Source organism: Photobacterium sp., from assembly GCF_033720175.1.
GTDB lineage: Bacteria > Pseudomonadota > Gammaproteobacteria > Enterobacterales > Vibrionaceae > Photobacterium.
The window spans coordinates 1-24,698 of the sequence record NZ_JAWWDA010000024.1 but is presented as its reverse complement, the minus strand read 5'-3'; the positions used below and the strand labels follow the sequence as shown (position 1 = coordinate 24,698).

Annotated in this window: 23 protein-coding genes; 15 read left to right on the top strand and 8 right to left on the bottom strand. The window is 47.3% G+C overall.

Translation table 11 applies throughout. The features are described 5' to 3' along the window. The first annotated feature begins 109 nt into the window (after window positions 1-109). Complete coding sequence (gene pgi / locus R3289_RS19445) at window positions 110-1,762, top strand: glucose-6-phosphate isomerase (RefSeq protein WP_318927551.1); 1,653 nt, start codon at window positions 110-112, stop codon at window positions 1,760-1,762. 66 nt (window positions 1,763-1,828) lie between these two features. Here pgi and R3289_RS19440 read toward each other — a convergent pair whose 3' ends face one another. The 3 genes from R3289_RS19440 to zur all read right to left on the bottom strand — a co-directional run bounded on the left by R3289_RS19440 (window position 1,829) and on the right by zur (window position 3,292). After that, complete coding sequence (locus R3289_RS19440; protein ID WP_318927550.1) at window positions 1,829-2,038, bottom strand: cold-shock protein; 210 nt, start codon at window positions 2,036-2,038, stop codon at window positions 1,829-1,831. Window positions 2,039-2,345: 307 nt separating this feature from the next. Then, complete coding sequence (locus R3289_RS19435) at window positions 2,346-2,807, bottom strand: chemotaxis protein CheX (RefSeq protein ID WP_318927547.1); 462 nt, start codon at window positions 2,805-2,807, stop codon at window positions 2,346-2,348. Window positions 2,808-2,845: 38 nt separating this feature from the next. After that, entirely contained in the window at window positions 2,846-3,292 is a 447-nt protein-coding gene (zur, locus tag R3289_RS19430) for a zinc uptake transcriptional repressor Zur (protein ID WP_318927545.1), read from the bottom strand. 819 nt (window positions 3,293-4,111) lie between these two features. On the opposite strand from zur, the gene dusA reads away from it, so the two are divergent. The 7 genes from dusA (at window position 4,112) to R3289_RS19395 (ending at window position 11,141) form a co-directional block, all read left to right on the top strand. Further along, window positions 4,112-5,152, top strand: coding sequence for a tRNA dihydrouridine(20/20a) synthase DusA (gene dusA / locus R3289_RS19425; protein ID WP_318927544.1), 1,041 nt, complete (start codon window positions 4,112-4,114; stop codon window positions 5,150-5,152). A 196-nt stretch (window positions 5,153-5,348) separates the two neighbouring features. Next, a complete protein-coding gene (gene pspG / locus R3289_RS19420; protein ID WP_318927542.1) occupies window positions 5,349-5,591 on the top strand; it encodes an envelope stress response protein PspG in 243 nt (80 codons plus the stop codon). Window positions 5,592-5,737: 146 nt separating this feature from the next. After that, complete coding sequence (locus R3289_RS19415; protein ID WP_318927541.1) at window positions 5,738-6,367, top strand: TIGR04219 family outer membrane beta-barrel protein; 630 nt, start codon at window positions 5,738-5,740, stop codon at window positions 6,365-6,367. 118 nt (window positions 6,368-6,485) lie between these two features. Next, window positions 6,486-6,719 carry a thymidylate kinase gene (locus R3289_RS19410; RefSeq protein WP_318927539.1) on the top strand — a complete coding sequence of 78 codons (234 nt, stop codon included), beginning with the start codon at window positions 6,486-6,488 and terminating at the stop codon, window positions 6,717-6,719. Between the two features lie 165 nt (window positions 6,720-6,884). Continuing rightward, window positions 6,885-8,696 carry an assimilatory sulfite reductase (NADPH) flavoprotein subunit gene (locus tag R3289_RS19405; protein WP_318927538.1) on the top strand — a complete coding sequence of 604 codons (1,812 nt, stop codon included), beginning with the start codon at window positions 6,885-6,887 and terminating at the stop codon, window positions 8,694-8,696. Beyond that, entirely contained in the window at window positions 8,696-10,387 is a 1,692-nt protein-coding gene (cysI, locus tag R3289_RS19400) for an assimilatory sulfite reductase (NADPH) hemoprotein subunit (RefSeq protein WP_318927537.1), read from the top strand. The genes R3289_RS19405 and cysI overlap by 1 nt, the downstream gene beginning before the upstream one ends. Beyond that, window positions 10,380-11,141: a phosphoadenylyl-sulfate reductase gene (locus R3289_RS19395; RefSeq protein ID WP_318927535.1), complete on the top strand. Its 762-nt coding sequence runs from the start codon at window positions 10,380-10,382 to the stop codon at window positions 11,139-11,141. Before cysI ends, R3289_RS19395 begins: the two co-directional genes overlap by 8 nt. 175 nt (window positions 11,142-11,316) lie before the next feature. Here R3289_RS19395 and R3289_RS19390 read toward each other — a convergent pair whose 3' ends face one another. Both R3289_RS19390 and R3289_RS19385 read right to left on the bottom strand, forming a co-directional pair. Continuing rightward, the gene (locus R3289_RS19390; protein WP_318927533.1) at window positions 11,317-11,814 is read right to left on the bottom strand and encodes a DUF2780 domain-containing protein; all 498 of its coding nucleotides are present in this window, start codon (window positions 11,812-11,814) and stop codon (window positions 11,317-11,319) included. 164 nt (window positions 11,815-11,978) lie between these two features. Beyond that, window positions 11,979-12,599 carry an FKBP-type peptidyl-prolyl cis-trans isomerase gene (locus R3289_RS19385; RefSeq protein ID WP_318927531.1) on the bottom strand — a complete coding sequence of 207 codons (621 nt, stop codon included), beginning with the start codon at window positions 12,597-12,599 and terminating at the stop codon, window positions 11,979-11,981. A gap of 125 nt (window positions 12,600-12,724) precedes the next feature. Between R3289_RS19385 and R3289_RS19380 the strand changes: the two genes are divergently transcribed. Further along, window positions 12,725-13,381 carry a LysM-like peptidoglycan-binding domain-containing protein gene (locus R3289_RS19380; protein ID WP_318927529.1) on the top strand — a complete coding sequence of 219 codons (657 nt, stop codon included), beginning with the start codon at window positions 12,725-12,727 and terminating at the stop codon, window positions 13,379-13,381. An 85-nt stretch (window positions 13,382-13,466) separates the two neighbouring features. On the opposite strand, the gene R3289_RS19375 is transcribed toward R3289_RS19380, so the two are convergent. From R3289_RS19375 to R3289_RS19365, 3 genes are all read right to left on the bottom strand, one after another. Further along, entirely contained in the window at window positions 13,467-13,928 is a 462-nt protein-coding gene (locus R3289_RS19375; protein ID WP_318927591.1) for a GNAT family N-acetyltransferase, read from the bottom strand. Window positions 13,929-14,017: 89 nt separating this feature from the next. Then, the gene (locus tag R3289_RS19370; protein ID WP_318927527.1) at window positions 14,018-14,584 is read right to left on the bottom strand and encodes a Crp/Fnr family transcriptional regulator; all 567 of its coding nucleotides are present in this window, start codon (window positions 14,582-14,584) and stop codon (window positions 14,018-14,020) included. 102 nt (window positions 14,585-14,686) lie between these two features. After that, complete coding sequence (locus tag R3289_RS19365; RefSeq protein WP_318927525.1) at window positions 14,687-16,651, bottom strand: bifunctional 2',3'-cyclic-nucleotide 2'-phosphodiesterase/3'-nucleotidase; 1,965 nt, start codon at window positions 16,649-16,651, stop codon at window positions 14,687-14,689. A gap of 403 nt (window positions 16,652-17,054) precedes the next feature. On the opposite strand from R3289_RS19365, the gene cysG reads away from it, so the two are divergent. From cysG to cysQ, 6 genes are read left to right on the top strand one after another with little or no spacing between them, the layout of a single operon-like run. Beyond that, a complete protein-coding gene (gene cysG / locus R3289_RS19360) occupies window positions 17,055-18,464 on the top strand; it encodes a siroheme synthase CysG (RefSeq protein ID WP_318927523.1) in 1,410 nt (469 codons plus the stop codon). A 13-nt stretch (window positions 18,465-18,477) separates the two neighbouring features. Further along, window positions 18,478-19,386 carry a sulfate adenylyltransferase subunit CysD gene (cysD, locus tag R3289_RS19355; RefSeq protein WP_318927521.1) on the top strand — a complete coding sequence of 303 codons (909 nt, stop codon included), beginning with the start codon at window positions 18,478-18,480 and terminating at the stop codon, window positions 19,384-19,386. Window positions 19,387-19,396: 10 nt separating this feature from the next. Next, on the top strand, window positions 19,397-20,824 hold the full coding sequence (gene cysN, locus R3289_RS19350) for a sulfate adenylyltransferase subunit CysN (RefSeq protein WP_318927519.1): 1,428 nt from the start codon (window positions 19,397-19,399) through the stop codon (window positions 20,822-20,824). A 5-nt stretch (window positions 20,825-20,829) separates the two neighbouring features. Beyond that, a complete protein-coding gene (locus R3289_RS19345; RefSeq protein ID WP_318927590.1) occupies window positions 20,830-22,557 on the top strand; it encodes an SLC13 family permease in 1,728 nt (575 codons plus the stop codon). Window positions 22,558-22,597: 40 nt separating this feature from the next. Further along, window positions 22,598-23,218, top strand: coding sequence for an adenylyl-sulfate kinase (gene cysC / locus R3289_RS19340; protein WP_318927517.1), 621 nt, complete (start codon window positions 22,598-22,600; stop codon window positions 23,216-23,218). A gap of 15 nt (window positions 23,219-23,233) precedes the next feature. Continuing rightward, window positions 23,234-23,977, top strand: coding sequence for a 3'(2'),5'-bisphosphate nucleotidase CysQ (gene cysQ / locus R3289_RS19335; RefSeq protein ID WP_413466726.1), 744 nt, complete (start codon window positions 23,234-23,236; stop codon window positions 23,975-23,977). Window positions 23,978-24,698 lie beyond the last annotated feature (721 nt).

Genomic DNA, 24,698 nt, shown 5'->3' with positions numbered 1-24,698 from the left:
CTAAAACAGACAGCGCACAATTCACAACATTCGAATATCGGGGATCCATTGGGCTTTAGGTCAAGCTACGCTTAATGGATTGAAAATCTAAAAAATCAGGAACTTCACCATGTTGAAAAACATCAACCCAACGCATACTCAAGCGTGGAAAGCACTGACTGCACACTATGAAGAAGCTCAAGATCTGCAATTGAGCGATCTGTTTGCCAATGACAGCGACCGTTTTGCTAAATTCTCTGCTAAATTCGGCTCTGACATCCTGCTTGATTATTCAAAAAACCTTATCACAGAAGAAACCTTAGCCAAGTTATTTGCCCTTGCTGAGCAAACCGAACTTAAAGCGGCGATTGCTGATATGTTCAGTGGTGAAGAAATCAACCAGACTGAAGGCCGTGCCGTTTTGCATTCGGCGCTGCGTAATCGCAGCAACACTCCCGTCATGGTTGATGGTGAAGATGTTATGCCTAAAGTCAATGCCGTGCTGGAGAAGATGAAAGACTTTACTGCCCGCATTGTGGATGGCGACTGGAAAGGCTACACCGGTAAAGAAATTACCGATGTTGTCAACATCGGTATCGGTGGTTCTGATCTTGGCCCTTACATGGTTTCTGAAGCACTGGCGGCGTATAAAACACGTCTTAACATGCACTTTGTGTCGAACGTTGATGGTACGCACATCGCTGAAACGCTAAAAGATCTGAATCCGGAGACAACCCTATTCCTGATCGCATCGAAGACGTTTACGACTCAGGAAACAATGACCAATGCACATTCTGCGCGTGACTGGTTCCTGGCGACGGCCGAAGAGCAGGCGCACGTCGCTAAGCACTTCGCCGCGCTGTCAACGAACGCGGGTTCCGTGTCAGAGTTTGGTATTGATACTGACAACATGTTCGAATTCTGGGACTGGGTCGGTGGCCGTTATTCGCTATGTTCAGCAATCGGTCTGTCTATTTGTCTTTCAGTTGGCTTCGACAACTTTGTTGAACTACTGAATGGTGCACATGCCATGGATCAGCACTTTGCACAGGCACCACTTGAAGAGAACTTGCCGGTCATCCTTGCGCTGATTGGTATTTGGTACAACAACTTCCATGGTGCCGAGTCAGAAGCAATTTTGCCTTACGATCAGTATCTGCACCGTTTTGCTGCTTACTTCCAGCAGGGCAATATGGAATCAAACGGTAAGTGTGTTGATCGTGGCGGTAACCCTATTGACTATCAGACCGGTCCCATTATCTGGGGGGAGCCTGGTACTAATGGTCAGCATGCTTTCTATCAGCTTATCCACCAGGGTACTAAGTTGATCCCTTGCGATTTTATTGCACCGGCTGTTAGCCACAATCCATTGAGCGATCACCATCCAAAACTGATGGCGAACTTTTTTGCGCAGACTGAAGCACTGGCCTTTGGTAAAACCAAAGAGCAGGTGGAAGCGGAGTTTGTCGCAGCCGGTAAGTCGCTGGATGAAGTGAAAGATCTTGTGCCATTCAAGGTCTTTGACGGTAACCGCCCAACCAACTCAATTCTGGTCAAGCAAGTGACGCCAAGCGTACTGGGTTCATTGATTGCACTGTACGAGCAGAAGATTTTCACTCAAGGCGTTATCTGGAACATCTTCAGTTTTGATCAGTGGGGCGTTGAGCTAGGCAAACAACTGGCTAACCAGATCTTACCTGAGCTTAACAGTGCAGAAGGTATTTCAAGCCATGACAGCTCTACCAATGGCCTGATTAATGCGTTTAAACAGTGGCGCAGCTAAGTCTTTGTGACTGAGAGTATAAAAACGCCGCACTATGCGGCGTTTTTTTCGTTTCGTTATAGTGAACTAAGACAGGGTGACCACTTCAGTGGCTTGCGGGCCTTTCTGGCCATCGGTGACAATAAATTCAACAGATTGCCCTTCACGTAAAGTACGGCGGCCCTGAGCCTGAATTGCACTGAAGTGAACAAAAACATCTTTGCCATTTTCCGCAGAGATAAAACCAAAGCCTTTGTCGTCGTTAAACCATTTTACGGTTCCAGTCAGTTTACTCATGTTACGTTCTTTCCTTTGAATGAGGGAGATGCCCTTGCTTTACCCGGTGGAAAGCAAAATAAGGAGCGGAAAAAGAATCAACCATAAGTGTGTTGATGCGTATTCCGTGTGTCGAGTCTAGAACGAAAATATGCCAGTTTGAAGTGTTTTGTTGCCGTTTTTTGATGTAGGTACACCTTATCCCGAAAGGTATAATTGGCGTGATAAATTGCAGCGGTAATTCAGAGGGTGGCTTAATATACAAGGGTTAATCGCCAGCCAGAAAAACTCTGACTGGAACGATTACAAAGATAAATGAAGAAAAGTATTAATCGAAACAGATTTCGATAAATGCTTTACCGTATTCAGAATCGAAAGGCATGATGATGATGGCTCCATCACATTTATGAGTGATGGTGTGGCTCCGGCCAGAGACGACTGCGGGGGTGGCCATTTCAAAATCATAGCCTTTATCGGCCAGGATGCGTTTCGCGCCGCCGGTGACCATATTGGTAATTTCCCCCACCATATCAGTGACTTCTTCATTGATACCATTGGGGCGCTCACCCAGCATACGCTGCATAATTTCCAGCGCTAAGCCCTCATCAAAGGTTATCGACATAGAACCTTTGGTTTGAGGTCCTATCAGGCCTATTAACCCCGATACGTCGCCGCGTGCCACCTCATCTTTCTTGATGCGTGGTTTTTGTGGTGCCAGCTCCATCGACGCCATGGTCTTTAATACATTCAGGAGTGAAGCTAAGAAAGGGTTTACGAATTCTGCTCGCATAGTTACTTTATGACTGTATCTGAAGATTTAAAAAATGATTATTTGCTGTTTTGACACTTGTGGCAAATACCGTGACTTTCTACGACATGATGATCAATGCTGAAGCCGTGCTTTTCCGCCCTCTGGCGAAGCCATTTTGCCAGATCATCGTCATGGCACTCTTCGACAGTACTGCACACATCGCAGATAAGCAGCTGTGAACAGTGATCCGCATGGCCTAAAACACAACAGGCAATGTAGCTGTTAGTTGATTCTACTTTATGAACAAACCCTTGAGTCAAGAGAAAATCCAGTGCGCGATATACCGTTGGTGGCTTTGCTTGCGGCTCTGTGACTCTGAGCAAATCTAACAACTCGTAAGCACTGATAGAGCAGTGGTGGTCAATAATTAGCTCAAGTACTTTTAGTCTTTGAGGTGTAAGCCTGACTCCACGTTGCTCGCAAAGCTGTCGCGCTTTATCCAGCAGTTGCGTTTGATTTGCCATAAAACCTCAAAAAACGGTGGTAAGTCCAGTAGTTTACCATAGCATTCGATAAACGTATCTCGGTTCGATGAATTCTACGAAGATATGGCGGACATTTCGAGGGCTGGAAAATGAAGCCAGTTGGCTATAGTCCGTTGAAGATCTGTTGGGATTTGTTTTTGCCATCATATGTGCGCGTTTCGTACTGGGATGGGGCTTTTATGCAGATAATTCACTCCGTACACCTTTTTGCCTTATTTTCACCTAAAAGTCGTCGTTCGTTAATGATTTACCGATAGTCATATTTCTAACGTATTGAATCTTTAAAGTTTACATCGACCGTTCAGCTTTTTGCCTACTGGTGTCTAAAAGCTTGAAATGCTGTACAGGTGGTAAGGGTTGGGAAGTAAAATACTTAAATAACAATCTATTAAATTAAAAAGGAAAAAGAAGCCAATGTTCTTTTTACTTTTTACTTTTTACTTTTTACTCTTGCCTCTGACGGCGCATTTTTTCACCTTCAAGCCTTTGCTGCTATTCGTTTTATGACCGCTTCATATGTGTCAGTTAGCCTAGGGTTGCTTTGTTTATACACATTTCTAATACTGAGATGTGTCATCGCCATAGCCCCTATGATGCTCTCCTTATTTGGGCTTGTGTCCGTAATGGGGTAGAATCCGCTCTCTTTGATAAAGCTAACCATCGCTGGATGGATATTCGGCGGATTGAAGCGACGGTTATCGGCGCTCAAATAGGATGCTGAAGGAAGATTTTTTGGGTCATTGTTGTGAACCCAAGGGGTCAAAAAACAGGCAAAAACGGGTCAGAATGAGGTTTTCGATGCCAAATAGTGCTGTTGCAAATTGCGACGATTTACGATCAGAACAAACACTTAAGGGTGAGTTCCCCTCATGTCGTTTCTCCGTCGCCCCGATGCTCGATTGGACGGATCGCCATTGCCGTTATTTTCATCGTCTGCTGAGTGAGCACGCGTTGCTTTATACCGAGATGGTGACAACCGGCGCGATCATTCACGGTAAAGGGGATTATCTGGCGTATAACGACGAAGAGCACCCGTTGGCATTGCAGCTGGGTGGTTCGAATCCGGCAGATCTTGCACATTGTGCCAAGCTGGCCCAAGATCGCGGTTATGATGAAGTTAATCTGAATGTGGGTTGTCCGTCGGATCGTGTACAGAATGGCCGTTTTGGTGCTTGTTTGATGGGCGAAGCGGAGCTGGTGGCCTTGTGTGTCTCAGCTATGCGTGAAGTGGTTGATATTCCAGTGACGGTTAAAACCCGGATTGGTATTGATGAGCAGGATTCTTACCAGTTCCTGACCGATTTTATCGGTACGGTAAGCGAAAAAGGCGGCTGTGATAACTTTACCATCCATGCCCGTAAAGCCTGGTTAAAGGGGTTGAGCCCGAAAGAAAATCGTGAAATCCCGCCATTGGATTACCCGCGTGTTTATCAGCTAAAGCAAGACTTCCCTCACCTGACCATGGCCGTTAATGGCGGCGTAAAAACACTGGCAGAAATTGAAGCTCACCTGATACACCTTGACGGGGCGATGGTTGGCCGTGAAGCATACCAAAACCCTTATATGATGGCAGAGCTTGACCAGCGCCTGTTTGGCAGCAATAAGCCGGTGAAAAAACGTCGTGAAGTGGTGGAAGCCATGTATCCGTATATTGAGCGCCAGCTGGCTGATGGATCCTACCTGGGGCACATTACTCGCCATATGCTGGGCCTGTTCCAGAGTATGCCGGGTGCCCGTCAATGGCGTCGTCATATTAGCGAAAATGCCCACAAGCCTGGCGCAGGGATAGAAGTGCTGCAGCAGGCTCTGGATAAAATCCCGGCGCATTTAGATGTCTGACTGAGATTGCTAACTGTTTGGGTGTGGTCAGCCACACCATTCGATATGGTGAATTTGACCAATAAATTGAAGCGTGATCTTAATCAAAGGTCACGTTTTTTTATATCTGTCTGATCTATATGGTATTGGCCTGTTTCATATTTCTGGCCTGCTTTGTGCACATCTCTCATAGAGCCGATAATATAAAGGAAAGGGTATGATTGAGTTTCTATTTCTAATCGTTTTTGCGGTGGTGCTGGTCTTTACCGGCATCAGTATGATGGGGGTCGTGATAGCGGTAATGGCCGGTTTTGCCATTATGGCAGTGGCTGGCATGATCGGCGTGGTGTTCAAGTTGTTGCCCTGGATCATTTTGATTGCCGTTGTGGTCTGGTTTTACCGGAAAAGAAAAGCCGAGCAATGTCACCGCACGCCGCCGCGTTATCGACGTCGTTATTAATGGTACCCATGTTGTGTTGTTGACATATAGCATTGATTTTTTTGTGCTTAACATTTCATCAATGCGAATGAAGTGCGGTTTTCTTATACCGCATCTGGTATAGTCTTCGCCAATTTTTTAAATACTAATAAGAGCGGAGACTCGGCATGAAAAAACTCATTCTTTCCGCTGCAGCGGTTGCTGTAGCTTTTGCTGTTCCTGCACAAGCTGCAACCCTGATAGGGGCTAAAGTCGGGGCGGATGCATGGTTTGCAGATGCAAAAGTGAACGACACACGTCATAGTGATGATACCGCGACGTCGCTGTATGTTGCTGTCGAGCACTTTATCCCTCTAGTGCCAAATCTGCGTATTCGTTATAACGATATTGATACGGGATCAGTGGCGTTCGGCCAGACAGATTACACCGCATACTATGAAATTTTGGACAATGACGCCGTTGCTTTTGATGTTGGCTTCTCATTGTCAAAGTTCAATGCGGGTAAGTTTGAAGGCGAGAGCTTCAGCGAGTGGCAGCCAAGTCTGTACGGAAACGTGGAAGTTGGCATTCCTATGACGCCAGTCTCGGTGTTCGGTGATCTGAACGTTGGCAGCTATGACAGTACAAGCACGGTTGATGGCCAGGCTGGTGTTAAGTGGACTCTTCCTTTAATCGCCGCCGATCTTAACCTGCGTGCAGGCTATCGTGTGATGGACTATGACTTTGACTTCATTAAAAATACTGATGGCAAAGTGAAGCTAGACGGTTGGTTTGCGGGTATCGAAATCGATATCTAAGCCACTCTGCGAGAGTGATTGATTGAAACAAGCCACGATTTTCGTGGCTTTTTTGTTGCCTGTTCTCCTGCTTTTGTACCATTTTTAATAAGTAGGGTATTTATCAGGAAGCGGTCTCATGACATTAACCGAATTACAACGTTTATATGCTGCCAGCGATTTAGTTGAAGCTGTCATTGAGCCATCGATCCAGGAGAATGGATGGATTGTTGAATTCCGTCACCGCCGAGGCGGGCTGGTACCTTTAACGGATAGCGCTGGCAGTGAAAAGTGCTATCACGATATTGATACTGCTACCGAAAGGGCATTTGAAGTGGGCTTTCATCAGGTGCGTATCGCCGATACTTTCTGATGCCATCTTTCCTGTTGAGAGTTTTTTTGACTTAATAGCTGACTGAGTCAGACGTCCTCGCGCCTCGTTCATACTAAAAGTTATAAAACATTCTTATCTATTCTTTCTTGTTATGGCCTTAAGTGGCTAATCTAACATGACGCAATATATAGGGATCGTCGTGTCATGTTACTTAAGGAACTCTCGGCTATAGCCAGCCCCATCAATGATCAACAAATCGAGCAGCTGCAGCAAGCAGCCGCTGAATCATCGCCGCAGCAACTCGCGTGGATCAGTGGCTATTTCTGGGGGCTGAGCCAGACTCAGGCCTCAGGCCATCTGCAGTCGGTCACACAACCAGCAGCTGCCGCGCCCCCGGCTGGTAAGTTAACCATTATCTATGCTTCACAAACGGGGAATGCCAAAGGCGTTGCAGAAACGCTGAAAGCAGAAGCGAGCGCTGCGGGTATGTCTGTTGAGCTGTTCTCGGCAGGTGATTACAAAGGGAAGAATTTGGCGAAAGCCACTCATGTCATCATTGTTGCTTCAACGCACGGTGAAGGGGAAGCCCCGGATGATGCCATTGAATTGCACGAGTTCTTACAGTCGAAGAAAGCCCCGAAATTACCGAACCTGAAATATGCCGTCATTGGCCTGGGTGATTCGAGCTACGAGTTCTTCTGTCAGACAGCAAAGGATTTTGATGGTTTCCTTACCCAGCTTGGCGCTCAGCCAATGCTAGAACGCCTTGACTGTGACGTTGACTATGATGCGTCTGTTGCTGCATGGCGTGCGAAGGCGCTGGATAAAGTCCGGGAAACGCTAGCGAGCGGTGAGGCTGAAGTGGTGCAGCTGCCTGTTGGCCAGACGCAGCAGGCGCCATCACCGTATTCCAAGCAAAAACCGTATTCGGCTACCTTACTGACCAGCCAGAAAATTACGGGTCGTCGTTCGGGCAAAGATGTACGCCATATTGAAATTGATCTGGAAGAGTCCGGGTTAACCTACCAACCAGGCGATGCGCTGGGCGTTTGGTATGAAAATGATGCTACTTTGGCGGCAGCCATTCTGGCTAAAGCCGGATTGAGCGGAGAGGAAACGGTAGAAGTCGATAGTGATAAGCTGAGCTTAAAACAAGCCCTGATCAGTAAGTATGAAATTACGGCGGCCAACCCGCAGTTGGTCACCAAGTTCGCTCAATTGTCTGGCAGTAAAAAGCTGGAGAAGCTGGTCTCAGACAAAGACAAGCTTCGTGAATACGCGGCTAATACCCAGCTTATAGATGTGCTGGCGGAAAAGAAAACTCAGCTCAGTGCAGAGCAGCTTACCGGTTTACTTCGACGCCTGACCCCCCGTTTGTATTCTATAGCTTCCAGTCAGGAAGAGGTGGGGGAGGAAGTTCACCTGACCGTAGGGGTGGTTGAGTATGAAAAGGAGGGCGAAAGCCGTCTGGGTGGCGCATCCAGCTTCTTGTCTCATCGCCTTGCAGAAGGTGATAGCGTCAAGGTGTTTGTTGAACCTAACAATCACTTCAAATTGCCTGCCGATGATAATACTCCGGTGATCATGATTGGCCCGGGCACCGGTATTGCCCCATTCCGTGCCTTTATTCAGGAGCGTGAAAATCGCGACGCAGAAGGGAAAAACTGGTTGTTCTTTGGTGACCGTACCTTTACTGAAGATTTTCTCTATCAGGTGGAATGGCAGAAGTACCTGAAATCGGGAGTGATTAATCAGCTTGATGTGGCGTTCAGTCGCGATCAGAAAGAAAAAGTGTATGTTCAGCATCGGGTGCTGGAGCAGGCTGAGCAAGTCTGGCAGTGGTTGCAGGACGGAGCGCATGTCTATGTGTGTGGTGATGCGACCCATATGGCGAAAGATGTCCATGAAGCCTTGATCACGGTAATCGAACAACAAGGTCATCAGGACCGGGAACAGGCAGAACAGTATCTTAATGATCTGCGAAAGAATAAGCGTTACCAGAGGGATGTGTACTAATGACTGAACAAAAATTATCAGATAACGAACGCCTGAAGCGAGAAAGTAATTTTCTTCGGGGTACGATCGCTGAAGACTTGCAAGATCGTACCACCGGAGGGTTTACGGCCGATAATTTCCAGTTAATTCGCTTCCATGGTATGTACCAGCAGGATGATCGTGATATCCGTGCCGAGCGTGCCAAGCAAAAGCTGGAACCCTTATACAATGTGATGCTGCGTGCCCGTATGCCGGGGGGCATTATTACCCCTAAGCAGTGGCTGGCGATTGACCAGTTTGCCGAAGAGCACACTCTGTACGGGAGTATTCGCCTGACCACCCGTCAGACTTTTCAGTTTCATGGGGTGTTGAAGCCTGATATTAAATTGATGCACCAGACGTTAAATAAGATCGGTATCGATTCCATTGCCACCGCGGGTGATGTGAACCGTAACGTGCTGTGTACCTCCAATCCGGTAGAGTCGGAGCTGCATCAGGAAGCCTATGAGTGGGCGAAAAAGATCAGTGAACATCTGCTGCCGAAAACCCGCGCCTATGCTGAAATTTGGCTTGATGGTGAAAAGATTGAAGGTGGCGATGAAGAGCCCATTCTGGGCAGTACTTATCTGCCACGAAAATTTAAGACCACGGTGGTTATTCCGCCGCAGAACGATATCGATGTTCATGCCAATGATCTCAACTTTGTCGCCATTGCTGACAACGGAAAATTAGTTGGTTTTAATGTGCTGGTAGGCGGTGGCCTGGCGATGACCCATGGTGACACATCGACCTATCCGCGCAAGGCTGATGATTTTGGCTTTATCCCGTTAGACAAAACCCTGGATGTGGCGACTGCGGTGGTTACTACCCAGCGTGACTGGGGTAACCGCTCTAACCGTAAGAACGCGAAAACGAAATATACCCTGGATCGTGTCGGTGTTGATGTCTTTAAGGCGGAAGTCGAAAATCGGGCCGGCGTGCAATTTGAAGCAAGTCGCCCCTACGAATTTACCGAAAGGGGCGATCGTATCGGTTGGGTTGCAGGCATTGATGGCAAGCACCACTTAGCGTTGTTTATTGAAAATGGTCGTTTGCTGGATCATCCGGGCAAACCGCTCAAGACCGGTGTCGCGGAAATTGCCAAAGTCCATCAAGGCGATTTCCGTATGACCGCCAATCAGAACCTGATTGTGGCGGGGGTATCGGCAGAGGAAAAAGATCGGATCGAGAAGATCGCTCGGGATCATGGCTTGATCGATGATGGCGTCAGCGAGCAGCGTAAAAACTCGATGGCCTGTGTCTCTTTCCCCACCTGTCCTTTGGCAATGGCCGAAGCTGAGCGTTTTCTGCCTCAGTTTGTGACGGATGTTGAGGCGGTACTGGAAAAGCATGGTTTAGCGAAAGATGAGAATATCATTCTGCGGGTAACGGGCTGTCCTAATGGTTGCGGACGTGCAATGTTGGCCGAAATCGGATTAGTCGGTAAAGCGCCGGGTCGCTATAACGTCCATTTAGGCGGTAACCGTAATGGTACCCGGGTACCGAAAATGTACCGGGAAAATATCACGGTGCCACAAATTATGGATGAGATCGATCAGCTGGTTGGCCGCTGGGCTACTGAGCGTGAAGACGGTGAAGGCTTTGGTGATTTCACCATCCGAGCCGGTATTATTGAACCTGTGCTCGTCTCAAAGAGGGATTTCCATGCCTAAATACGCATTAGCGGATTTGCTGCAAAAAACGAAGGTTGAGCAGATCCTTCAATTAGCCGAGATTAATGCTGAGCTAGAGGCCCTTTCTGCACCTGACCGGGTGCGCTGGGCACTGGAAAACCTTGACGGTGAATTTGCTCTTGCATCAAGTTTTGGTATTCAATCTGCTGTGATGCTGCACCTGGTGACTCAGGAAGCGCCCGATGTTCCGGTGATCCTGACGGATACCGGTTACCTGTTTAAGGAAACCTATCAGTTTATCGATCAGCTGACAGATCGGTTATCGCTGAATCTGCATGTCTACCGTGCTGAGACCAGTGCGGCATGGCAGGAAGCCCGCCATGGTCAGTTATGGAAGCAGGGCGTCGACGGTATTAAGCAATATAACCGGCTTAATAAAGTCGAACCGATGCGGCGGGCGCTGGATGAGCTGAATGTGAGTGCCTGGTTCTCGGGTTTGCGTCGCGAGCAGTCGAGTTCACGGGCATCGCTGCCGGTACTGGCGATTCAAAATGGTGTGTTCAAATTTTTGCCTCTGATTGACTGGAGTGATAAGGATATTCACCACTACCTGACCCAGCATGAATTGCCTTATCACCCATTACGGGAAGAAGGTTATTTATCCGTTGGCGATACCCATACCACACGTAAGTGGGAGCCGGGGATGAAAGAGGAAGAAACCCGTTTCTTTGGTCTTAAACGCGAATGTGGGTTGCATGAAGATGATGGCGAATCTGATGGGTCCGGTATCTAATAGGTTAACTCACATATCCAATATTGCGTAATAACATGAAAGCCTTATCTGGCCTGCAAGGGTGATGAAGATAAGGCTTTTTCATTATTTTCACTAATTTACCTTATGCTGACAGGGCGGCACGGGCGACCCTGTATGGTTATGGCCAAAAATTGAGTTTGTCGATGAGATTGGCTTAGCTTGTCGAACGCCACACTTGGCCTAATGTTTCCATTAATCCGGCACTGGCTCCCTGATCGCCTAAATATTGCATCACAACCGGAATAAACTGGCTGACCATGCCAGCATCCATACCCAGTGCGGTGAAGACCTGATTGAGTCCATTCATGGTGCTAAGCATGCCGCTGAGCCCGGATGGGATTGCATTCGTTAAGGTATCTAAGCCCGGGATCATTTGGGTTAATTCACTGGCTTGATCGCCCGAGAGTTGACTGGTTGCCATAGACAGTAAAGCCCCTGCTCCGCCAGCGGCTTGTTCCGGGGAGACGCCTAGCTGGCTACTGAGTAAATCAGTGAGCGGATTGGCTGCTATTGAGGTTGTCGTTGCCGCGGGCTCATCATCGCCACCAAAAAGATCTGGCAGACTGAAGGCGAAACTCGAAGGGCTGGTTGCAAGAATACCGATGAGGGTGAAGAGGCTGAAAAAACGGCGGGTTAGTTGAACTTTATCCATGTCATTCTCCTTTTGCGCGTTTACTAAGCGTAGTGGAGAATGTGGTGTAAGTAGCAAATAAAATTGAAAAAATGTGATTAACTGCGCGGTGTGTGTGCGTTATTTCAGGAAGGCAAAACAGCGCGGTTGCACCGTTTCGCCTTCTTACGCTACCTAAAGGTAACTTACAGGATGTCTAGAAGTTCTACTTCGAAGACTAGTGCTGCAAATGGAGGGATAGCAGCACCTGCGCCACGCTCACCATAAGCAAGATCCTGAGGGATGTACAGTTTCCACTTAGAACCAACAGGCATCATCTGCAGAGCTTCAACCCAACCAGCGATGACGCCAGTTACTGGGAATTCAGCTGGCTGACCGCGAGATACAGAGCTGTCGAATACCGTACCGTCAGTTAGCTCACCGTGGTAGTGAACACGTACTTGCTTGTCAGATGAAGGGATTTCGCCGTTACCTTCAACAAGTACTTCGTACTGAAGACCTGATTCCGTTACTGTAACTTCTGAGCGTAGTGCGTTATCTTTTAGGAAAGCTTCACCGTCAGCAGCTGCAACTTTAGCCTGCTCTTGGCGAGCTGTTTCAGCAGTGGTGTGAAGTTCACGAAGTGCATTGTTGATGTCATCCACTTCGATTTCTGGCATGTCACCAGTTAGAGAAGTTGCGATACCTTTAGCAATAGCAGCAACGTTTAGGCCTTCAAGACCGCTTTGCGCTAGTTGTTGGCCCATTTGTAGACCAATACCGTAGCTTGCTTTAGTTTCAACTGTATCTAGTTTAACGTCAGACATTTTTGTCATCTCTTAATGTAGAGTGAATTAAAGCAGGCAGGATAACAGTTTCGACCCCAAGGGGTAAACTTTTGTAAATAGTATTCCTTGATTGCGTGGCTTAAAAAAGCTCTGGAGTGTTGTATATGGGACAGGCCAAACGCCGTTCAAAGAAAAATAATGGATTTAAACTGCCGGATTTTTCCTTTAGTCAAATTCGCTTGACTGGCAGTAAGCAAGCCTGGCTGGAAAAATTGGCGCCATTGAAAGCCAAGTGGCAACGCCTGCCGAAATTACATCGTCGTGCTCTGGCGGTACTGATCCCTTTGGTGCTGGTTTTAGTATTGCTTCCCGCCAGCAAGAAGGCGGATAGCTCTATACCGGAACAGACGGTACGCCGTGATATTGAGCTGAATATTGATAATACGCCGGAACCGGTAGACAAGCGTGCTGAGCCGGTGTCTCCGAAGCGTCCGAGTCAGCTCGCTGCTGAGGTTACAGAACCGGCAGCGACGACGGAGGTCAAAGCGGTTGTGGCGGAACAATGGTTTAAGTACCAAGTGCAGAAGGGAGAAACGCTGGCGCATATTTTCCGTGAGAAAGCGCTGCCATTGTCAGATCTGTATGCGGTCGCGGCGATTGAAGGAAAAGGGAAACCGTTGAGCCAGATACAATCCGGTCAGTGGCTGCGTTATAAGCAAACCGCGAATGGTCAGCTGGATGCGCTGCAGATCGAGAGCAGTGATGGTGATCCGGTGATGTTCTTCCGCCGTTCAGACGGCAGCTTTGCGCGTGGCCAGTAACGGGCTTCATGCCTGATCTAAGCTTGTAGAAGGCCGCATCATGCGGCCTTCTTTTTTCTACCTTCTCGTTTTTTATACAGTGTTTTCACTGTGCGCTTTTGGTTAAGCGCATATCAATATGAGGAATGTCATCTTCGAGGTAGGTCTCTGAGAACGCGGTAAAGCCATATTGCCGGTAATAATCCTGCAGATGTGCCTGCGCGCCAATATCAATCGTTTTTCCTGACCACAATAACTCAGCTTGCTGTAAACCCTGTTGGAGCAGGCTGTGGCCTAGGCCAAGGCTTCTGGTCGATGGCGCGATCGCTATGCGGCCAAGACTGACATTGTCGTAAGTTGTCCCGGGCGGTAACAGGCGTAAATAGGCCACCAGTTTATCGTTTTTATAGCCTAGCAGATGATGAACCCCGTCTTTTCGATCATGGTTATCCAATTCGTGATACGGACAGTTTTGCTCGACCACAAAAATATCGACACGCAATTTCATGAGGTCGTAGAGCTGATCGGTTGATAACTGGCTGAAAGGAAGGCATAGCCACTGCATGATATATTGCTCCTTGGGTTTGGTGTAAACCAGTTCGTATAATTGGGCCTAACATAGCGGCTCGAAGAGAAGGACGCCTTAACAATTGTTAATTATTTTTCACCGAGTCGTTTTTTGAGCCTGCTTAAGCTAATGGGAGGAATACCAAGATAAGAAGCCACTTGGTGATCCGCCACGTGTTTGAGTAAATCGGGAAAGCTTTCGCTAAATAGCTGAAAACGTTCTTCTGGTGAATGCAGTAACATGAAACGTTCTTTTTGTTCTTTATGTACCAGCTGACGTTCCAGTAATTTGATATAGAGAGGATCGCCCTGTTCGCGCCATTGCTGTAGCAACTCAATAGGAAGTGCCAGTAGCTGGCTGGCAGAAAGTGTTTCCAATAGATAGGGGGAAGGCTGCTCGGTGATCAGACTATCAAAGCCAATCAGCACATCCTGATCCCAGTAAAATTCCTTGCTGTACTGACGTCCATCTTCGGTGAGATAGCAGGCATGACAAACACCCTCTAATAAGAAATAACACTCGCTGGGGGTTTCGCCTTGATTAAGCAGTATGTGACGAGTCGGCAGTTCGAGCAGTTTGGCTTGATCTGTTGCCATTTGGGTGGCATCGCTGCTGCCCCCTAACTGCTGGAGAAAATGATTCAGTACATCTTTCATCTTGGAGATCTGGTTAATTAGCCTTACTGGCATCATAGCAAAAAAATACCGCAGTCTAGGCTACGGTATTTTATCTGTATCATTATCAGGCTGAATGAGGCCTTATTTTGTCTGCAGATCCAGTTGATAAATGGCAAAGCCAACTTTATCGGTACCTGTTGGTGTCATTGGATACAGGCTTTTCTCTTTGATGAACTTAGCTGCTTTTTCACTTGGCGAGGTTTCAAAAGTGATGTTCAGCTTGTGATCACTCTTCAGTGGAGTGAAGTGCCAGTTGTTATCAGCATTGGGTACAACCTGGCCTTTTTCTTTGCTGATCCGGCTGATGTAATCAGCAACGACCGTGCGGTTTTCATCAGGAGAAGCAAAAGCGACGAACTGCTCACCAGTACCGGCAAACTTACCGCTATAAGCGCGGTAGTTATTGGTTGCGATGATAAATGGCTGCTGAGGATCAACCGGCCGACCGTTAAAGCTTAAGCCTTTTATCCGCTCTGCCTGGCCATTAATACGCTTACAGTTGCCATCATAACGTGCGGGTTGTGAGACATCGATACCGTACTCAACCCCTTCCATAACATCGAAGTTGTAGGTGCGGAAACCTTCCCAGTTAATAAGGCCTTGTTGGGCGGTGCTGGTCAGGTCGATTTGATTAAATTGGGCGGCAGAGCATTCCAGCCACTCTTTCACTTCTTTGCCGGTGACTTTCATTGCCACTAAGGTATTCGGGTAAAGGTAGAGATCGGCGGCATTACGGAAAGTCAGCTGGCCAGCCTCTACTTCCGTAAAGTTGCTTGGATCGTTACCTCGACCGCCGGCTTTAAAGGGGGCTGCAGCAGAAAGTACCGGAGTGCCGTCCAGATCCGGATCCCCCTGAATAAAGCGTTCGACATAATCTTTTTGTGCAAGGTTAACAATCTGAACCGTTGGATCGTCCTGGACCAGTGCCAAGAAGCTGTACATCACATCGCTGGCTTTACCAATTGGCTGGTTAACGAATGTACGGGTTGCCGCGTGCTCACCGCTGACTGCTTTAACCAGCGCTTCATCCGCTTCAACTAATGGCTTTTTATCAAATTTATCATAGATCGGGCGAGCTTCAGTTTGTGCGTTGGTGACTGCCCAAGTATCACCTTGCTTATCCAGTACCAGATCCATCACCCCCAGATGATCGCCCCAGCGGCCGGGCATAACGGCAGCGACACCATTAATCGTGCCTTTTTCAATGTCGGCATTGGGCAGTTTTTCGAAGCTTTTACTTGGGAATACGGCATGGGAATGGCCAAAGGCAATGGCATCAATGCCTTCCACTTCGGTGAGGTAATACACTGAGTTTTCGGCCATGACTTTGTATGGGTCTGCCGACACCCCGGAATGCGGAATAGCGATGATAACATCAGCCCCTTCAGCTTTCATTTGCGGAACAAATTTCTCAGCCGTTTGTTTGATATCTCTGGCTTCTACTTTGCCTTCCAGGTTTTTCTTATCCCAAATCAGGATTTGCGGAGGAACAAAACCGATATAACCGATTTTTATTTCATGCGCCATCCCATCAGTGTCTTTAAAGGTATGAGGTTTGATGATGTAAGGCGTGAACATGTTTTTACCTGTTTTCAGGTCAATCACGTTCGCATTGATGTAAGGAAATGCCGCGTCATTAAGGGATTCTTTTAAGAAAGCCAGACCATAGTTGAACTCGTGGTTTCCCAGATTACCGACATCGTAGTTTAATAAGTTCATCGCCTTATAAACAGGATGAACCTCACCAGGCTTGATCCCTTTATCTGCCATGTAATCGCCCATCGGGCTGCCCTGAAGCAGATCACCATTATCAACTAATACGCTGTTAGTCACTTCAGCTCGGGCTTGTTTTACTAATGTTGCGGTACGGACAAGACCTGTTTTTTGCGTTGGCTTATTTTTGTAGTAATCATAATCCATCACATTGGTATGGATATCGGTGGTTTCCAGAATCCGTAATTTGATGGTTTCTGCAGTGGCCGGACCCGCCAGCGCTAGCAGACCACCCAGTACTGCAATTGACAGTGGCTTGGCAGATAATTTCATGATTTTCTCCAGGGAAAATAGACACGGGAAAGTGTGCTAAAGGTATCAAAAATATGTGGGTGATGACGGTAACTTCTTAATTTATTGTGCTTTAAATCGCGTATTTAGGCTCATTGGCTGTCTTTAAGTCGACGTTGATGAGGATTTACTTGTCGATATTTCATCTAAAAGGGCATTAAGTTAATCCTGATGAGTCTGGTTCATTGCTATGCCTTGCCCCATTCTGTTGTGATCATCGTTATTCTGGCTTCTTTTCTCTGTCCATTAAGTTTCCTCCTGCACAATTGACTGGTTTTTCAATCGCTCAAACTTTTTGGAATAAAAAATGATATTTTAGAATTTCAAGTAATATCCCGCTCCATCTATAGTGCAAGTGAAGTTGATAATATTGAGAGCACTGGAAATGGATTACTTGCCAATTTTTGCGGATTTGAAACGTCGTCCCTGCCTCGTTGTAGGGGGTAATGATGTGGCATGGCGTAAAACCCGAATGTTGTTGAAAGCGGGAGCCGATGTTCGCGTAATTGCGCCAGTATTGAATAACCAGTTCCAGCAAGCTGTTCAGCAACACCAAATTACCCATGTCGCCGATGAATTTGAACCGTCACACCTTGATGGCATTTTTCTGGCTATTGCGGCGACTGAACGTAAATCGGTCAATGCATTGGTCTATCAATCGGCAAATCAGCGCCAAGTATTAGTAAACGTAGTCGACGATACGCAGCGCTGCAGTTTCATTGTCCCGTCCATTGTTGATCGGTCACCCATTATTGTGGCGATCTCGTCGTCAGGCAAAGCCCCCGTGCTTGCGCGTTTAATTCGCGAAAAACTTGAAGTCATACTGCCGCAGCACCTCGGCAAAATGGCAACCATTGCCGGACGTTTTCGTAACCAACTCGCCAAGACCGTTACCTCTTTCTCTGCCCGCAGACAGTTCTGGGAAAAAGCCTTTGATGGGCGTTTCTCCGAGTTAGTGGCTGCGGGACAAGAACAGCAAGCCGAACAGGCGCTGGTTGAGCTTTCGACGTCGGATGCTCCTCAGGGCCAGGTGGCACTGATTGGTGCCGGTCCTGGTGATGCAAGCTTGCTAACGCTGCGCGCACTGCAACTGATGCAGCAGGCGGATGTCGTGCTTTACGACTACTTAGTTTCAGACGAAGTGATGGACTTAGTGCGTCGTGATGCCGAGCAGGTCTGTGTCGGGAAAAAAGCGGGCTTTCACAGTGTGCCGCAAGAACAAACCAATCAATTGATTGTTCAGTATGCCCGGCAGGGCAAACGTGTTGTGCGGCTGAAAGGCGGTGATCCTTTTGTTTTTGGCCGCGGTGGCGAAGAGCTTGAAGTGTTGTTTGACGCTGGCATTCCTTTCCAGGTGGTACCTGGCATTACTGCCGCCGCCGGAGCAACAGCCTATGCGGGTATTCCGCTGACTCATCGCGATCATGCCCAGAGCGCACTGTTCATAACCGGGCATCTTAAACCTGATAGCGATCAGCTTGACTGGTCGACGTTAGCTCGTGGCAAACAGACTTTGGTCATTTATATGGGGCTGATGAAATCCGGTCATATCCAGCAACAGCTACTGGAACATGGCCGGGCCAGCGATACACCTGTTGCAATTATTGAAAGGGGGACGCAGAAAACGCAGAAAGTCCTCAAAGGTCAGCTGAGTGAACTTGAGCAGCTGGCGCAGAATGCCGCATCACCTGCGCTTATTGTTGTGGGAGAAGTGGTGAAATTATCAGAAAAATTACATTGGTTCGGAAAGCAGGAACAGCAACTACAGCAATCAGCAGTAGTAAGGTTGGCATAGCATGGAGAGAGTAATGGATCCAAAACGATTAACTCACCTCAAGCAACTTGAAGCGGAAAGTATTCATATTATCCGTGAAGTAGCTGCTGAGTTTGATAACCCTGTGATGATGTATTCCATCGGGAAAGACTCATCGGTCATGTTGCACTTAGCGCGAAAGGCATTCTATCCGGGCAAGATCCCATTTCCTTTGCTGCATGTTGATACTGACTGGAAATTTCGCGAAATGATTGAGTTTCGCGATCACGCCGCCAAGAAATATGGCTTTGACCTGCTGGTTCACAAAAACCCTGAAGGGTTAGCTATGGGGATCAGCCCCTTTGAGCACGGATCGTCGAAGCATACCGATATCATGAAAACTCAGGGATTGAAGCAGGCTCTGGACAAGTATGGTTTTGATGCGGCATTTGGCGGGGCCCGTCGTGATGAAGAGAAATCCCGTGCCAAAGAGCGGGTGTATTCATTCCGCGATAAGAACCATACCTGGGATCCGAAAAACCAGCGTCCGGAGCTATGGAAAACCTATAACGGCCAGATCAATAAAGGTGAAAGCATCCGTGTTTTCCCGTTATCAAACTGGACCGAGCTGGATATCTGGCAATACATCTATTTAGAAAATATTGAAATCGTCCCGCTTTATCTGTCGGCTGTGCGTCCGGTGGTCGATCGTGATGGCATGTTAATCATGGCTGATGATGATCGCATGACACTGCTGCCAGGCGAGAAAATAGAGCATAAAAGTGTTCGTTTCAGAACGCTGGGGTGTTATCCGCTAACCGGTGCTATCGAGTCGGAAGCGAATACCTTAACGGGTATTATTGAAGAAATGCTGGTGGCGACATCGAGTGAGCGTCAGGGGCGGGCGATTGACCATGATCAGTCTGGATCGATGGAATTGAAGAAGCGTCAGGGTTATTTCTAAGGAAAGACAAATGAACAGTACGATAGAACAACAAGTCGCTGAGTTAGGCATTGAAGCGTATCTTGACCAGCACCACAACAAATCTCTACTTAGATTTTTAACCTGCGGCTCAGTGGATGACGGTAAAAGTACCCTGATTGGTCGTCTGCTGCATGATTCTCATCAAATTTATGAAGATCAGTTAGCGGCAATTCATACGGACAGCCAGAAAATAGGTACAACGGGCGATAAGCCGGATCTGGCTCTGCTGGTCGATGGCCTGCAGGCGGAGCGGGAGCAGGGCATCACCATTGATGTTGCTTACCGTTATTTTTCGACCAAAAAACGTAAATTCATTATTGCCGACACGCCAGGGCATGAGCAGTATACCCGTAACATGGCTACGGGTGCATCGACTTGTGATGTTGCAGTGATCTTAATTGATGCGCGTAAAGGGGTATTGGATCAGACTCGCCGCCATTCGTATATCGCCAGTTTGCTGGGGATCCGCCATTTTATTGTTGCGATTAACAAAATGGATCTGGTTGATTTTGATCAAGTTCGCTATGAGCAGATCCGCGAGGAATACCTGGCATTTGCCGATAAGCTTAATGCCGACCTTGATATTCAGTTAGTGCCGCTTTCGGCACTCGATGGCGACAATGTGGTAAACCTGAGTGATAAAACACCTTGGTACGAGGGGGATTCCCTGCTGGCGCTATTAGAAAACGTGGATTTCGGTCAGGAACGCGAATCCGGTGATTTTCGTTTCCCGGTGCAATATGTCAATCGTCCTCACTTAGATTTCCGTGGTTTCGCCGGCACTGTTGCCTCTGGCGTAGTGAAAGTAGGTGATGAGATCAAAGCGCTGCCGTCAGGTAAAACGTCAACTATCAACCGTATCGTTACTTTTGATGGCGATCTGCCTGAAGCTCATCCCGGTCAGGCGGTGACGCTTACGCTGAACGATGAAATTGATATCAGCCGTGGCGATACCATTGTCGCGATTAATGACGATGTACCGCTGAGTAATCATCTGTTAGCCGATATTGTCTGGATGGCTGAAGCGCCATTAGAAGCCGGGCGCCAGTACGATATAAAAGTTGCTGGCAAAAAAACGGTCGGCTCGGTACAGACTATTCGCCACCAGGTGGATATCAATAATCTTGAGACCTTTGCAGTTGAGGCTTTACCTTTGAATGGTATTGGCTTGTGTGAAGTTGTCCTTAATGAAGCCATTGCTGTTGATGCTTATAAAAACTGCATGGATACCGGCGGATTTATTATCATTGACCGTTTAACGAATGTGACGGTTGGTGCTGGCATGGTCTGTGAAGCACTCGCTGAATCAACGGCGAAACACCATGACTTTAGTGCTTTTGAGCTAGAACTTAATGCCTTAATTCGTAAACATTTCCCACATTGGGGTACGAACGATATCAGTAGGTTACTGGGGTAATGAACATGGGCTGGGAGCAAGGGATGGTGCTCGCCATGTTGATGGTGATAGTAACCTGTCTATTAACCACACGGATCAAACCCGCTTATTTGTTTGCAGGGGCGGCGTTTGTTGGATTCCAGACCGGGATGATTGATCTGCCGGCGCTGGCAGGCAATTTTACTAATTCGTCACTGTTAACACTGGTATTACTGATCCTTGCTTCCATTGCTCTTGAAAAAACGCGCCTGATCAGCTGGGTCGGGCGGCAGATTTCTGAGGGCGGGCACTCATCAGTGGTGGCAAAATTAGGTTTATCAACGGCTTTTCTTTCGTCGTTTACCAATAATACCGCCGTTGTTGTGTCGTTAATTGGCGCGGTTAAACGCAATCAGCGTCATGCTCCGTCTAAGTTGCTGATCCCGCTTTCTTATGCCGCTATTTTAGGTGGCACTTTGACCCTGATTGGTACATCAACCAACCTCATTATAAATAGCTTCGTAGAAGATGTCGGCTTACCCAGCCTGGGCTTCTTTGCCCCCACAGGCATTGGCCTGGCAGTGTTACTGATTGGTTTGACTATCTTAATCCCGTTAAGCCATTTTTTACCCAGCTACGATGACAGCGCCCAGGATGAATTACCCTATTTTCTGGAAGCCAGAGTTGAGGGAGGGACTCCATTAGTGGGTAAAACCGTCACGGAAAATGGCCTTCGGGCACTTCGTCGCCTGTTTTTGGCTGAATTACTGCGTGACGGGAAGACGATTGCACCGGTATGTCCGGATACCAAGCTCCAGGCTGGTGATACTTTGTTGTTTTGCGGTGATGTGGAAAGCGTGACAACATTGCAAGAAATCAAAGGACTGCAACTATTTGGTCAGCACCACCTTAATGGCCAGACCATGATGGAAGTGATTGTCAGTCATTCTGCGGGTATCCGGGGCAAGACGTTAAAGAGTGTTAAGTTTCGGGAACAGTTCGATGCGGTCGTAGTGGCTATTCGACGTGGCCATGAACGTCTGGCTGGCGGTTTGGGAAATATTGAATTACATGCTGGTGATACATTAATTATCGTGCCGGGCAAGAGCTTTCACGAGAAAAGGCGAAAGCTGAACCGTGAGTTCGTTCTGGTCAATGGTCTAGATTCCAGTGCACGTCTTGATAGTACGAAAAGCCTGGCTGTGCTGGCAGGATTTATGGCCGTGATCCTTGCTGCTTTATCGGATGTACTTCCAATCATTAAGGGCCTGACAGCTTACATCTTACTTTTATTAGCAACCGGTGTTATCTCTTTTACTGAGCTAAGGCGTCAATTCCCGATAGATATAGTCGTTATTGTCGGATCTGCGTTATCACTGGCACAGTTAATGATCTCCAGCGGGTTATCTGAACGTATGGGTAACCTGTTGATGACCTCATTTAATGGTTGGGGGATGTATGGTGCTTTAATTGCCGTCTATCTGTTGACCTTGGTATTAACTGAGCTGGTGACGAACAATGCCGCCGCGGCGTTATCATTTCCTATCAGTTACAGCCTGGCGATGGGGTACGGTGCAGATCCTATGCCTTTTATTATGGCCGTTTTATTTGGTGCCAGTGCGAGCTTTATTTCTCCTTATGGCTATCAGACGAATTTGCTGGTTTACAGTGTCGGGAATTACAGACTGAAAGATTATCTGCGTATCGGTTTCCCGATTTCAGTGGTGTACTCCGTGGTTGTTCTCACGTTAATCCCACTATTATTTCCATTTTAAATCCTATTATTAAATACAGCGTCATGGAACGGAGTTTGTTATGACCGCCATTATTCAACCTCAAGACAATGAAAATGTGGTATGGCACAGCCATAATATTGATAAAGCATATCGTTCTGATCAGAAAAAACAGAAACCCTGTGTGATGTGGTTTACCGGTTTAAGCGGTGCCGGTAAGTCAACGGTTGCCGGAGCGTTAGAGAGCCGTTTAGCTGAGCTGGGTTACCATACCTATCTATTAGACGGTGATAATGTACGTCATGGTTTGTGCCGTGATCTCGGATTCTCATCAGAAGATCGCCGTGAAAATATCCGCCGGATTGGCGAAGTCGCTAAATTAATGGCTGATGCGGGATTGATTGTACTGACAGCTTTCATTTCACCTCATAGAGAAGAACGTCAGTTAGTGCGTGAATTACTCCCTGAAGGGGAGTTTCTTGAAGTCTTCGTTGATACTCCATTAGGTGAATGTGAGAAGCGTGATCCCAAAGGGTTGTATAAAAAAGCCCGAGCAGGTGAAATTAAGCAGTTCACGGGGATTGATTCTGAATATCAGGCACCAGAACATCCGGAAATTCATTTGCAGGCGGGTGATAAGTCGGTAACAGAGTTGGTTGAATTGTCCTTGTGTTCATTGAAAGAACGTCAAATTATCCGCTAATAAAAGGAGCCGCTGGTGAGTGCACTGCTCGAATCTATCTATGGCATTGCTTTAGATGCCGGAAAAGCGATCATGGATCGTTACCATGCAAATGTTCAGGTTGAAGAAAAAGCGGATAGCAGTCCGGTGACTGAAGCTGATATTGCGGCAAATACTATTATAGTAGAGCGACTCATGTCGCTAACCCCTGATATCCCTATCTTATCAGAAGAGTCAGCTCATACTCCTTGGCCGGAACGGCAACACTGGTCGTCATTCTGGCTGGTGGATCCATTAGATGGCACAAAAGAGTTCTTGCGTCAGAATGGTGAGTTCACCGTTAATATTGCCCTAATAAAAGAAGGTAAACCGGTTCTGGCGATTGTTCATGCTCCAGCGCTAGACAAAAGCTGGTTGGCTGATGGAAAAAATGCATGGCTCCAAACTAAAGCGGGTCGAGATCAGATCAAAGTGCGGCCAGCAACAGTGCCAACCGTTGTGGGTAGCCGCTCTCACCCAAGTCAGGATATGGCGAGTTATCTGGAACAGCTCGGGGAATACAAAATGACAGAAGTCGGCTCATCATTGAAGTTCTGTCTGGTTGCTGAAGGTCGGGCTCAATACTACCCTCGTTTAGGTCCTACAATGATGTGGGATACCGCTGCGGGTCAATGCGTGGCTGAAAGTGCGGGAGCGACTGTTAATCAATTAACGGGTGAACCGCTGTATTATCACCGTGAAGATTTACTGAATCCTTTCTTTATTGTCGCCATTGACTGATCTTCTTTAGGTAGTCAGGAGCTTTCTGACTACTACTTTTTCTTGTATGTCTCTTTATTAAGAAACAACCTGCCGATAATAGACTAAGCTTAAGTGCTGTTCTGAGCTTGGATACCATAATCCACGTAGTTAAATCGGGTATTAACGACGATTCTCCTGAGCTCCAGAATACCCGACTCTAACTTTGATGGTTTTTTGTTGGTTTTGGCCTGTTTGGCTGGAAATATCATCAAGTGGGATATAAACAACAAAAAAGAGTTGCCATGCTTGAATGGTTCCCTATAATGCCGCCACACCAGCAGGGAGTATGCGAGCTTAGTAAGTTATTTATAAGCTGTGTATAACTTGTAGGTAAATAGGAAGGTTAACAAAAACAGCTAAAATGGGTGCTTGACACGCTACTGTTTTTGTCTAGAATGGCCGTCCTGCTCAGCGATGAAGGTGAAAACGTTAAAGTTTTAACTTTAAGTTCGCGGGGGTAGGTTAAGAAGGGTTTTTCAGTAAATTAAAAAAACTTCTTGACTTAAAATTAAAGGCGCGTAAGATTCGCTGCCTGACTGACACAATGTGTTAGTCAACGTTCTTTAACAATTTGACCATGCAATCTGTGTGGGCACTCGTGAAAAAGTTAAGTCGAAAGATTTATCAATGAACTGAGTGACCGAACAGTATGATTCCTGCAGAGGAATGATATTGGCACAGTCAATTTATGCTTCAACTT

Excerpts from the sequence above, each read along its gene's own strand:
- cysN (WP_318927519.1), top strand. The coding sequence starts at position 19,397 with ATGAACAGTACGATAGAACAACAAGTCGCTGAGTTAGGCATTGAAGCG.
- cysI (WP_318927537.1), top strand. The coding sequence starts at position 8,696 with ATGACTGAACAAAAATTATCAGATAACGAACGCCTGAAGCGAGAAAGT.
- R3289_RS19435 (WP_318927547.1), bottom strand. The coding sequence starts at position 2,807 with ATGCGAGCAGAATTCGTAAACCCTTTCTTAGCTTCACTCCTGAATGTA.
- pspG (WP_318927542.1), top strand. The coding sequence starts at position 5,349 with ATGATTGAGTTTCTATTTCTAATCGTTTTTGCGGTGGTGCTGGTCTTT.
- zur (WP_318927545.1), bottom strand. The coding sequence starts at position 3,292 with ATGGCAAATCAAACGCAACTGCTGGATAAAGCGCGACAGCTTTGCGAG.
- R3289_RS19365 (WP_318927525.1), bottom strand. The coding sequence starts at position 16,651 with ATGAAATTATCTGCCAAGCCACTGTCAATTGCAGTACTGGGTGGTCTG.
- R3289_RS19395 (WP_318927535.1), top strand. The coding sequence starts at position 10,380 with ATGCCTAAATACGCATTAGCGGATTTGCTGCAAAAAACGAAGGTTGAG.
- R3289_RS19410 (WP_318927539.1), top strand. The coding sequence starts at position 6,486 with ATGACATTAACCGAATTACAACGTTTATATGCTGCCAGCGATTTAGTT.
- cysC (WP_318927517.1), top strand. The coding sequence starts at position 22,598 with ATGACCGCCATTATTCAACCTCAAGACAATGAAAATGTGGTATGGCAC.
- dusA (WP_318927544.1), top strand. The coding sequence starts at position 4,112 with ATGCCAAATAGTGCTGTTGCAAATTGCGACGATTTACGATCAGAACAA.
- R3289_RS19345 (WP_318927590.1), top strand. The coding sequence starts at position 20,830 with ATGGGCTGGGAGCAAGGGATGGTGCTCGCCATGTTGATGGTGATAGTA.
- cysG (WP_318927523.1), top strand. The coding sequence starts at position 17,055 with ATGGATTACTTGCCAATTTTTGCGGATTTGAAACGTCGTCCCTGCCTC.
- cysD (WP_318927521.1), top strand. The coding sequence starts at position 18,478 with ATGGATCCAAAACGATTAACTCACCTCAAGCAACTTGAAGCGGAAAGT.
- R3289_RS19370 (WP_318927527.1), bottom strand. The coding sequence starts at position 14,584 with ATGAAAGATGTACTGAATCATTTTCTCCAGCAGTTAGGGGGCAGCAGC.
- R3289_RS19390 (WP_318927533.1), bottom strand. The coding sequence starts at position 11,814 with ATGGATAAAGTTCAACTAACCCGCCGTTTTTTCAGCCTCTTCACCCTC.
- R3289_RS19385 (WP_318927531.1), bottom strand. The coding sequence starts at position 12,599 with ATGTCTGACGTTAAACTAGATACAGTTGAAACTAAAGCAAGCTACGGT.
- R3289_RS19440 (WP_318927550.1), bottom strand. The coding sequence starts at position 2,038 with ATGAGTAAACTGACTGGAACCGTAAAATGGTTTAACGACGACAAAGGC.
- R3289_RS19405 (WP_318927538.1), top strand. The coding sequence starts at position 6,885 with ATGTTACTTAAGGAACTCTCGGCTATAGCCAGCCCCATCAATGATCAA.
- R3289_RS19415 (WP_318927541.1), top strand. The coding sequence starts at position 5,738 with ATGAAAAAACTCATTCTTTCCGCTGCAGCGGTTGCTGTAGCTTTTGCT.
- R3289_RS19380 (WP_318927529.1), top strand. The coding sequence starts at position 12,725 with ATGGGACAGGCCAAACGCCGTTCAAAGAAAAATAATGGATTTAAACTG.
- pgi (WP_318927551.1), top strand. The coding sequence starts at position 110 with ATGTTGAAAAACATCAACCCAACGCATACTCAAGCGTGGAAAGCACTG.